This is a genomic window from Deltaproteobacteria bacterium (assembly GCA_020848905.1).
Classification (GTDB): Bacteria; Myxococcota_A; Polyangia.
Window position 1 is genome coordinate 20,332 of record JADLHG010000037.1, and the last position, 10,125, is coordinate 30,456.

General features: G+C 71.6%; 8 protein-coding genes. 6 read left to right on the plus strand and 2 right to left on the minus strand.

From position 1 onward, the window contains the following. Positions 1-64 precede the first annotated feature (64 nt). The gene (locus IT371_15805) at positions 65-892 is read left to right on the plus strand and encodes a hypothetical protein (protein MCC6749126.1); all 828 of its coding nucleotides are present in this window, start codon (positions 65-67) and stop codon (positions 890-892) included. A 6-nt stretch (positions 893-898) separates the two neighbouring features. Here IT371_15805 and IT371_15810 read toward each other — a convergent pair whose 3' ends face one another. Next, a complete protein-coding gene (locus IT371_15810; GenBank protein ID MCC6749127.1) occupies positions 899-1,297 on the minus strand; it encodes a hypothetical protein in 399 nt (132 codons plus the stop codon). 569 nt (positions 1,298-1,866) lie between these two features. Between IT371_15810 and IT371_15815 the strand changes: the two genes are divergently transcribed. The 5 genes from IT371_15815 to IT371_15835 all read left to right on the plus strand — a co-directional run bounded on the left by IT371_15815 (position 1,867) and on the right by IT371_15835 (position 9,660). Further along, complete coding sequence (locus IT371_15815; protein MCC6749128.1) at positions 1,867-4,023, plus strand: hypothetical protein; 2,157 nt, start codon at positions 1,867-1,869, stop codon at positions 4,021-4,023. Positions 4,024-4,171: 148 nt separating this feature from the next. Next, entirely contained in the window at positions 4,172-6,070 is a 1,899-nt protein-coding gene (locus tag IT371_15820) for a hypothetical protein (protein MCC6749129.1), read from the plus strand. Between the two features lie 198 nt (positions 6,071-6,268). Continuing rightward, positions 6,269-6,868: a hypothetical protein gene (locus IT371_15825; GenBank protein ID MCC6749130.1), complete on the plus strand. Its 600-nt coding sequence runs from the start codon at positions 6,269-6,271 to the stop codon at positions 6,866-6,868. 54 nt (positions 6,869-6,922) lie between these two features. Next, a complete protein-coding gene (locus tag IT371_15830; GenBank protein ID MCC6749131.1) occupies positions 6,923-8,326 on the plus strand; it encodes a hypothetical protein in 1,404 nt (467 codons plus the stop codon). Positions 8,327-8,424: 98 nt separating this feature from the next. Then, positions 8,425-9,660: a S1 RNA-binding domain-containing protein gene (locus tag IT371_15835; GenBank protein ID MCC6749132.1), complete on the plus strand. Its 1,236-nt coding sequence runs from the start codon at positions 8,425-8,427 to the stop codon at positions 9,658-9,660. Between the two features lie 124 nt (positions 9,661-9,784). Here IT371_15835 and IT371_15840 read toward each other — a convergent pair whose 3' ends face one another. Continuing rightward, on the minus strand, positions 9,785-10,012 hold the full coding sequence (locus tag IT371_15840; GenBank protein MCC6749133.1) for a hypothetical protein: 228 nt from the start codon (positions 10,010-10,012) through the stop codon (positions 9,785-9,787). Positions 10,013-10,125: the final 113 nt, after the last annotated feature.

Consider the following 10,125-nt stretch of genomic DNA (forward strand, 5'->3'; position numbering starts at 1 on the left):
AAGCGCGTACACTGAGCCGATGAGCGCGTCGCAAGAAGGGTGGCCGTTCGCAGGCCGTCGGGTCGTGCCGACCAGGTGGATCTCCGTCGGGACGCTGGCCGCGCTCCTGGCGTTCTTCGTGGTGCACGGCGAGGCGCGAAGCAGCGAGGGCGGTCCGCGACCCATCACGCTCGTCGGCGAGCTCACCGAGCAGCACCGACGCGTCTGCGACGCCGACGGTCGCGAGCGCTGGGTGGAGCCGCACTTCGAGATCGGGTTCGTGCGGGTGCGACCGCGGGCGGGGCTGAACCTCAGGCCGCTCCTCGGCCGCATCGTCGTCGCGCAGGGGCTGGTCGTGCCGACGCCGGCTGCGCGGCCGTCCGCGGCGTCGGCGCGAAGTACCCCGCGCGAGGTGAGCACCGGACGCTGCCCCGAGGTGCAGATGCGCAGCGACCACGTGGTGAGCAAGGGGGGTCTGCGGCGCATGCCGGCGCGGACCGGCGCGCTCGAGAACCTCGGCGAGGTGGAGCTGACCCGCGTCGGTCCCTTCGCGGGGCTGCGCGCCACGCCGATGAGTGGGAAACCCGCGCGCGTGGCCGTGACCTTCGCGAACGCGCTCGGCCGGCCGCTGCCGTCGTTCATCCTCACGGCGCACTACGAGGGCTGCTTCGGCAAGCCCGGCTCGCTCGAGCGCGCGCACCGCACCACCCTGCTCGCGGCCGGCGGCGTCGCGAAGACCCGCTTTCTCGCCGAGGAGCAAGGGCCCAGCCGGGACGGGACTCCCGAGACCGGACGCTATCTTCTCTCCGCGCTTCGGCTGGCCAGCGCGAGCAGCGAAGTAGTGTTCGACCTCGAGGTCCCCGTGCACCGTCTGGGCGTCGCGCTGTCCTGTTCGGCGCGCCGTTCGCCGTGACCGGAGCTAGCTCCCAGGCACGGTGCTCGTGGGAATCAGCCCCCGCAGCTTCCACCCCGTCTTCAGGAGCCACGTCCGCGGCTTCAGTACCGGCGGGTCCCCGTCGGGGCGAAGCGCCGTGAGGTCCTTCCACCCGGTGAAGTAGCGCGCCGAGCTGCACGCGTCGAGGTCGCGTCGCGGGACCCACTTGCCTCGGGCACGTTCATGCTTGCGTCGATTTTGAAGCACGCAGGCCAGAACTGCGCGCACCTCACTCGGTGTGCGCAGGATGTGCTGGATCGAGTAGTGGGCGAGGTTCATCCCGAACCGCCCCGCCGACTTCACGAAGGCGTGCTCTATCGCCCGGAGCTGCTTCTTGCTCCGCAGGTTCGGTAGCCCCTCCACCACCTTCATCGTGACGTGCACCGGGAACCGACTGGCGAGGAGCGGTCGTGCCCGGTGCGGCAGTCCGCTCCCCGGCCGTCTCTTCCGCCCCGCACCCTCGCGCTTCCCGCCCCACCCCCTCGCCTCCCGCATAGGCAGTGGAAGCTGCGTCGCAAAACCCGCCGACAGACGCGTGCCAGAATGCCGGTCATCTCCCGAGGAGGATTTGCGTTTGCGTGCCAGCATGAATAAGGCTCATACTGGCAACGCGCGGGTCTGACGTCAAGGGAGGCCCTTGCATGAACAGCCCTCCCCGGCCTCCCGACGCACCACGGCCGCCCGCGTGCGCCCACGACCGAGCGCCCGTCGGCATGGGCCTGCCACCACCGCCCACGGCTATCCGCTCGCCCCGTGCACGTCTTCGGGGTGCCCACTCGATGCCCCACTCTTTGGCGCCCGCGGTAGCCGCGTTGTGGTCGACGACCCCCTGCCTCCAGGCCGGACGCTCTCCCACGTCACGGCGCATCCGAGGAGGTTCTCCGCGATCTCCAGGGGATGCCCACGACGGGGGGACGTCCTGCCTCGGCACATGACGTGCAATCCCGAGTGGCATGCGCTCTCGCCTCCCGTATGTTCCGGCTGTACTGCGCGTCGTCGCGCTGCTCCTCGTGCTCGTCGCGGCCAGCGGGCAGGGGGCGGAGGCGCGCAAAGGGGAGCGAAGGTCTCAGACGGGTGCCAAGACCCCGCCCGAGTACGGCCGCTACGAGGCGGACCCGGTGGGGAGCAAGGCGCCGCGCGTGGTCTACGGCAAGGCCGGGCTGCCCCCGCTCGCGCCACACTTTCTGCCCGAGGACGAAGCGCGGCGGAACTTCTTCCACCCGCGCCACGCGGGACCGTTTCACAGCGCAGAAGATCCCCTGCTCAACAGCCGGGTGATCGCGGACTGGTTCTTTGGTACGGCGTCCTTTCGCTCCGCGCGGGTGGAGACGGAGCTGCGGGAACTGCCCGACGGCCGGCTCGTGGGGGCGACGCACGTCCAGGGGGAGCGCCCCGGCCGCCTCGACGTGGAGCGCGAGACCCGCTACTTCGTCGCGTCGCCGGGTCGGCGGAGCGTCAAGGAGGTCAGCGAACACCGCTTCTCCCGGCTGGCACGCCTCGCGGGGCGGCTGGTGCCGGGGCACGCCCTCGAGAGGCGCGCCGGTGAGTCGCTGGCCCTCGCGCTGGCGCGCTACTTCGTCGGCGAAGCGCAGGCCGAGCGCGTCGCGCAGGCGCGGCCGATCGTGGTCGAGGGAGCGTGGGGTCCGCAGGGGCAGGTCTCGCTCCGCCTGGACGACCTGAGCCACGGCGAGCACCTCCCCGCCGGCACGCTGGCGCTCGAGCTCTATCGTCTCCGCGGGGGCGGGCACGTGGGACGCATGAACGAGGTGTACTTCACGGTGTCGCCGTCGGGAAAGGAGCTGAAGCCGCTGCGGGGTGCCAGCGAGTACTACGACCTACGCGCCGAGGCGCAGGGCTACCGCCTTGTGGACGACGGCACCGGCCACAGCCAGAGGGTGCAAGACCGACGCGCCTGGCGCTGGAAGGGGCGAAAGCGCGAGGTGCGCCGGCAGGACTCCACGGCGCGCCCGCCCGGCCGACGCGACGGTGCGGCCGAGGCGGCCCTCGCGCGCATCCCTCTCGGCACGCTGCAGGGCCTCGCCGTGGGCCAGACGTTTCGCCTTCACAACCCCGTGAGCGGCCGGCGCGAGCGAGCCACCGTGACGGGGCTCTGGCCCGATCCCCACGGAGGGGCCGCGACGGTGCGACTCCGCTTCAGCCACGGAGAGGAGACGGTGGCCGCCGACCACTTGCACATGCTGGGTCAGCCGGCGGCCGTCCGGCGCGCGCGCTTCGAGCGCCAGAAGCGCCAGGTGGCGCAGGCGATCCGGGTCCACCTGGGAGTGCGGGCGGACCATGTGCTGATCAAGGTCCTTCCGGGCGCGGACCGGCTCACGGGGGGCTTGACGCCCGACGGTCGGCTGGCGGAGAGCCGGGATCGCCGCGCGGTGCGGCGGCCGTATCTGCAGCGCTACCTGGACGGGAGCTTCGAGGAGGCCATGGATCGCGCGGCAGGGTCGGACGCCACGTTATCGGCCGGGGAGCTCTGGGAGCGCCTGCGGGGCGGCTTCGTGGGCTTCGCCGGCGTCGGGCGCGCGGGCCGCACCTCCTCGGCCTTCGAGGGCACCGAACGAGAGGCCGTGCTCTCCGACCACTTCAGCGCCTATCAGGTGACGACCCACCTGCACGAGGTGCTCCACGCCCTGTCGGACAGCTTCATCCGCCAGACCTACGCCGTGACCAGCGGCTCCGGCGACCCCGCGCGGGACAAGGCCCTGCGCGAGGGCTACCGGCGCCTCATGGAGGGGGCCACGGAGTACTTCGCGCAGGAGGTCGCGCTCGCGCGCTTTGGCATCCGGCGCCCGGCGAATCACACCTACAACCCCTATGTGGAGTTCGTCCGCGCGATGAGCCACCGTCTGGGGAGTGCGTCGCTGGCGCCCATCTTCTTCGGTCAGGGCGAGGGCCTCGTCTCGCAGCTCCGGGAGATCGTCGGCGCGCGCGGGCGCGGAAACCTCGACGCGGCGGTGATCGCGCTAGGTAGCGACCAGCTCGAAGCGGCCAAGCGCGCCCTCGGCCCGACCCCGATGGGAGACGGCACCTTCAGCCGCACGCCGTGGCATCCCCGGGTCCCGCGTCCGCAGAACGCGCCCTCGCTCCTCGCCCCCTGAGCGCGCGGTCGCGCTCGGGGCCTTGCCGACGCGTTCGCGACACGCGTTCGCGACCCCCTGTTCCTCCACGATGGCGCGCGATATCGTTCTCGCCCTCCGCGGCGCGCGCGGGGAGAGCAACCATCCAGGGGAACGGGGAGAACGCACCATGCAGCACGCCATCGCCACGCACGATCGAACGTCGAACAGCCGGCACCAGGGCTCGGGGTTGCGTACGAGCCTCCGAGTGCTCGGAGCCGCCTGCGCCACCGCGCTGGCCCTGTCCGGCTGCAAGGACAGCAGCACCACCACGCCGCCCGCGACCACCTCCACGACCTATTCCGGTCTGTGGGCCGGACCGGCCGCCGAGAGCGGGGAGCTCGAGCTCGCGGTGCAGAACGAGCCGGGCAAGACCGACCAGACGGGCCACGGGACCGTGAGCGGGACGCTGCGCCTCTCGACGGTGGCGGGGACGATCACGCTCTCGGGCAGCGTCACCTTCGGCGCAGGCTCGGTGACTTTCTCGGGCAGCGCGAGCGGCGCGCTCGGCAGCTTCTCCTGCACGGGGACGCTCGCCGCGGGCGTGCTACGCGGGAGCTGCACCGGCGCGGACGGCAAGGCGCGCCCCTTCGAGCTGCGCAACGCGAGCAGCGCGGCGCCCACGCGGTATTGCGGCACCTTCGCGGGAGGCCTCTCGGGCACCTGGAACCTCGTCGTGGGCAGCGACGGAAACGCCGGCGCGATCTTCTACTCGTCGGGGCTCGCGGGCGGCGCGGCGGGCAAGCTCACGGGCACCGCGCTGGCGATGGACCTGCTCCCGCCGGTGAAGGGGACGGCGAGCGGCACCGTCGAGAACGGCGCGGTGAACGGCACCTGGAAGGCCGAGACCTTCGGGGAGGGCAGCTTCTCGGGCTCGACGCGCGCTTGCCCCTCGCAGGGTACGGCGACCGGGGACGGAGGTGGACCGAAGATCGATGGCGGAACACCACAACTCGATGGCGCGGGTCCCAAGGTGGACGGTGCGGGTCCCAAGGTGGACGGTGCGGGCCCGAAGGTCGATCAAGGCACCGCGACCGGTCCAGTCTCGCTCTACAAGCCGAAGTCCGACGGCACCGAGCCGACCTGCGGCTACAGCCCGGTCGTCACTCCGGGCGGCGTCTTCTGCGGCAGCACGATCCCGGCCAAGGGGGTGGTGATCAAGGTCCCGCTCACGGGAGGCAAGCCCACCGTCGTGGCGCCGGCGATCAACTCGCAATACGCGCTGCCGTTCTACCTGGCGCGGTCGAGCACGCTCCTGGCCTTCAGCATCAACGACGTGGGCTACGATCCAGCGGACAGCTTCCCGATGTATTCGCTGCCGCTCGCCACCACCGGCGGTGACACGCCGAAGCTCATTCTCGCGAACGCCGCCCCGAGCGCGGTCAACGACACGCACCTCTATTTCAGGCGGAACCTCGACGGCTGGACCTACCTCTATCGGGTGGGCTGGCAAGGGGGCACCCCCGAGGCGCTCGTCTCCAAGTCGCCACGGAGCATCGGTGGCAAGATGGCGCTCGACGGGGCCTACGTCTACTACGGCGCGATGAGCAACGACCTGACCAAGGTTACGTTTTCGGGGATAGTGCGCCTGCCGCTCGCCGGCGGAACCCCCGAGACCGGCCTCTACAAGGACGCGAACGGCAACGAATGGCTGGGCTACTCACTCGAAGCCGTCATCGCGGACGCCACGCACCTCTACCTCGCCCCGGGTGACGAGAGCAACGGCAAGCCCGATACGGCGATCTACAAGGTGGCGAAGGGCGGCGGCACGGTCACCGAGCTCGTGAAGACCACGGGGCCACGCTGGCTGGCCGACGACGCCACGCACATCTACTACTCCAGCCGCTACGGCAGCCAGAGCCGCGCCATGGGAGGCTTCTACCGCGTGGCGAAGACGGGGGGCACGCCGGAGAAGATCGCCGCCGCCGCGAACGGCGTCGCGGTCGACGCGACGCATGTCTACTGGATCTCGAACGGCGAGCTCTTCCGGCAGTCCAAGGCCTCGATCGGCTCGGCGCCCTTGCCGTAACGCGACCCGCCGTCGGCGCCGCTACCGTAACGCGACCCGCCGCAGCCGGCCCCTGCCGGGAACCCCTGACCGGCCTCGCGACCGGGGCCAGGCCAGCGCCGTAGCCGGGCCCGGGCGGCGGCACCTCACACGATCTCTCGCACTTGGAGCGCCGAGCGCCGGGCATGCGGCTTGCATTTTCTGGCCCCGGAGAATCCCATGCGCACCACGAGCCTCACGCTGGCGACGGTCCTGCTTCTGGCGACGAACGCGTGGGCGACCCCCTCGCGAGGCGTTCCGTCCCCCCATTTCAGCGGCGCCAAGGCTCTCCGGGCGTACGCCGAGCTGCAGGATGTGCTCGGTTTCTTCATCCTCGAGCCCGCGGCGCAGAGGAAGCTCGCGGACGTGGCGCTCGACCTGGATCGGGAGCTGAAGTGGCTCACCTTTCCCGCTGGAGTCACGGCCCAGGTCAAGACCGACACGCCCACGGAGACGAAGGTCGTCTACAAGCTGGCCACCGAGGAGGGCACCACGACCCGGAAGGTCACCGTGACGATCAAGCGCCGCGACGGCCACAGCCTCGCCGCGAAGGTGGCGCTCGCGGGTCAGCCGACCCTCGTGCTCGGCCGGCGCACGGCCTACAACCCACTCGGCGCGGCGCTTCGAGCGCTCGCGATCGGCGTCGCGACCGGCTCGCTGGCGAAGGCGCGCGAGGAGTACCGGGCGCTCCGCGCGACCACGGCGCAGATCACCCGCGGCCAGGAGGTCATCGGGCGCTTCGTCACGCCACGGCCGTCGGTGAGCGGCGCCCGCAGATAGGCCCTGCAAAGCACCCCCGCCCTATCACCCCTCCTGTTAGTATCCGCCCGCACCATGGGCTCACGATCCTCACGAAGCAAGAAGAGCAAGACCGGCGCGACTCCAGGTTTCGGCCGCGGACGCTCGACGGCCGAGATCCGCGCCGCCGAACGGAAGCCCTCCATCTGGCGCCGCCCGCTCCAGGTCCTGGCGGTGCTGTTCGCGCTGATGATCGTCTGGGCCATGGTGACCGCCAACGCGCGCTTCCCGGAGCCCGAGGAGCTCGCCCGTGTGGCGCTCGAGCTGCCGAAGTCGCCCGAGGCGTCGCCCCCCTTGCTCAAGCTGCTCGATGCGAAGACCAAGCTCTACGGTCAGCTTCCGCCGGAGGTGGAGGACGCGCGTACGTCCGTGAGCAAGCTCGGCCGCTGGCCCGACGCCCCGGTCGCGCTCCTCACCGTGCTGAACAAGATGGAACCGTCGCTGCCGAGCTTCCGGAGCGCGCTCGAGGCGCCCGGGTGCCTGCCCCTCGAGGCGCAGTCGTACACGGACGAGCCCGCGCGGCTGAGCTACCTCGGTATGCTGCGCGGGGTGGAGCTGCTCGGGCTCGAGGCGGTGGCGCTGGCTCAGGCGGGCCAGGCGACCGAGGCCGCGCGACACGCGCACCGCGTGGTCGATCGCCTGCTCGCCTTCGAGCAGCGCTGCGCACCGGACCTGGTGGCGTCGATGATCGTCTCCTCGTCGATCACCTTCAGCGTGCGCGTGATGGGCTTCGTCCTCGCGAGCCCCGCTCTCGACCCGGCGGAGCGCGTCACGCTGCTCGAGCGGCTGCGCACCCTCGAGACGCGGCCGAGCCCCATGCCGCACGCCATGCGGTGGGAGCACGCCACCTTTCGCCAGCTCGTGGAGCGCGACTTCCGGGTCCCCTCGCAGAAGCGACAGGCCGAGCGCCTGATCTGGCCCTGGTACGATCGCGCGCACACGTTGATGATGGTGGCGACGCTCGGTCGCCGGCGGGTCTGGCTCGCCGAACGCCCGGCCAGCGCCCCCGAGCTGGGTCAGCGCTTCCCCGAGGAGGAGTACTTCGACCAGCTCTCGCAGACCTCGCGTGCGCTCAACTTCGTGCGCTACAACGCGACCGGCAAGATCCTCGTGAGCATCGGCGTCTCGGGCTTCCGGCGCTACATCGCCTCCTGGCACCAGCGGCGCTGCTTCATCGCCGCGCAGCGGGCCCGCTGGGTACGCGACCTCGGAGAGCGCGGGGCGAAGCTCCCCGAGGCCGTCACCCGCGCCCGGCCCACGAATCCCTTCACCGAGCAGCCCTTCCTCGGGACCGACGGGGACCTGCCCTGCAAGATCCCGGCGGCGCTGGACCTGGTCAGCGACCCGGGGCTGGCGGTCTTCTCGCTCCCCCGGGTTCCCGGGGCGGCTGCCGGCGTGGCCCCCGGGGCGGTGCCAGGGCCCCGTCCCGCCGGGCCGTAGCTCTTTCCTCGGGAGGGATCGCCTGCGCGTACGGGCAGTGGAGCGCGGCCGCCGCCCATGGTATGCACCTGCCGCTTCGCTGCGAGAGGACGTGCGCCATGGCTCGTGAACCCGATCCGACCGAAGACTTTGCCACGCTGCTCGCCGAGTTCGAGGCGGCCCAGCCCAAGAGCGAGCGCCGCGCGCGTCCGCAGGTGGGGGACCGCGTGCGCGGGCGCGTGGTCTCTCTGGGCGAGGAGATCGCCCTCGTGGACCTCGGCCAGAAGGCCGAAGGGATCATCGACACCGCGCAGCTTCGCGACGCGAGCGGCGCCCTGACCGTGGCCATCGGGGACGAGCTCGAGGCGCAGGTGGTGGAGATCGACGACAGCACGGGTACGCTGCGGCTCGCGCGAACGCTCGGTCGGGGACCCGACGGGAGCGCGGCGCTCGAGCAGGCGCATGCGCACGGGCTGGCCGTGGAGGGGCTCGTGGGTGCCGTGATCAAGGGCGGCGTGGAGGTGCAGGTGGCGGGGGTGCGCGCCTTTTGCCCCATCTCGCAGCTCGACGCGCGCTACGTCGAGGACCCGCAGCGCTTCGTCGGCCAGCGGCTGCAGTTTCGCATCACGCGCTACGAGGCGGGGGGACGCGGGCGCGGGCCGAACGTGGTGCTCTCGCGCCGGGACCTGCTCGAGGAGGAGGCCGCGGCGCGCGCCTCCGAGCTGAAGGCGCACCTCAAGGTGGGGCTCGTGCTCGACGGTACGGTGACCTCGCTCAAGGACTACGGCGCCTTCGTGGACCTGGGCGGCCTCGAGGGGATGCTCCACGTGAGCGAGCTCGGGCACTCCCGCGTGACGAAGCCCGGGGACGTGCTGCAGCTCGGGCAGCGCGTGCAGGTGCAGGTGATCAAGATCGAGGAGGGGACGGCGGGCAAGCGCGGGCCGCGCATCGGCCTCTCGCTGAAGGCCCTCGAGCGTGATCCGTGGGGGGACCTCGCGGTGCGGCTTCCGGAGGGAACGCGTCGTGCCGGGAAGGTGGCGCGCCTCGAGCCCTTCGGCGCCTTCGTCGAGCTCGAGCCGGGGATCGAGGGGCTGCTCCACATCAGCCAGCTCGTGACCGACCGGCCGCTGCGTCACGCGAAGGAGGCGCTCTCCGTCGGCGAGACCGTCAAGGTGCAGGTGATCTCGGTGGAGCCGGAACGGCACCGCATCTCGCTCGCGCTCGCTCCGAGCGACGAGGATGGGGGCGAGGCGGTCGCAGCCCCCGCCGGGGGCGCGGCACCGAAGAGCCTCGGCACCTTCGGGGACCTGCTGAAGGGCGCGCAAGCCAAGCCCCGACCGGCGCGCAAGAACTGACGACCGCCCCGGTAGCGCGCTCGCGACGCGGCTGTCGGGCGCAGGCCGCGAGGTCGCATCGCAGTGGGCTTCCCAAACCTGTCGGTGTTTCAGACGGGAGTGATCGCCGCCAAGGCGACCCGCTTCAGGTGCCCGGTATCGCGCTCGTGGGAATGAGTCCCCGCAGCCTCCAGCCCGTCTTCAGGAGCCACGTCCGCGGCTCGAGCACGGGCGGGTCTCCGTCGGGGCGAAGCGGCGTGAGGTCCTTCCAGCCGTTGAAGTACCGCGCCGAGCTGCACGCGTCGAGGTCGCGCCGTGGGACCCACTTGCCTCTCGCACGTTCGTGCTTCCGACGATTTTGAAGCACAAACACGTCACAATGCGCGTCGTACCGAGGTGCGGGTCGTCCACTATCGGTGGCATCCGCTGCACGGCCGCGAGGTTCTTGTCTGCGTCGACGAGCGCTTCCCCGGTGTGCTCCGCTGC

Excerpts from the sequence above, each read along its gene's own strand:
- IT371_15815 (MCC6749128.1), top strand. The coding sequence starts at position 1,867 with ATGCGCTCTCGCCTCCCGTATGTTCCGGCTGTACTGCGCGTCGTCGCG.
- IT371_15820 (MCC6749129.1), top strand. The coding sequence starts at position 4,172 with ATGCAGCACGCCATCGCCACGCACGATCGAACGTCGAACAGCCGGCAC.
- IT371_15825 (MCC6749130.1), top strand. The coding sequence starts at position 6,269 with ATGCGCACCACGAGCCTCACGCTGGCGACGGTCCTGCTTCTGGCGACG.
- IT371_15830 (MCC6749131.1), top strand. The coding sequence starts at position 6,923 with ATGGGCTCACGATCCTCACGAAGCAAGAAGAGCAAGACCGGCGCGACT.
- IT371_15835 (MCC6749132.1), top strand. The coding sequence starts at position 8,425 with ATGGCTCGTGAACCCGATCCGACCGAAGACTTTGCCACGCTGCTCGCC.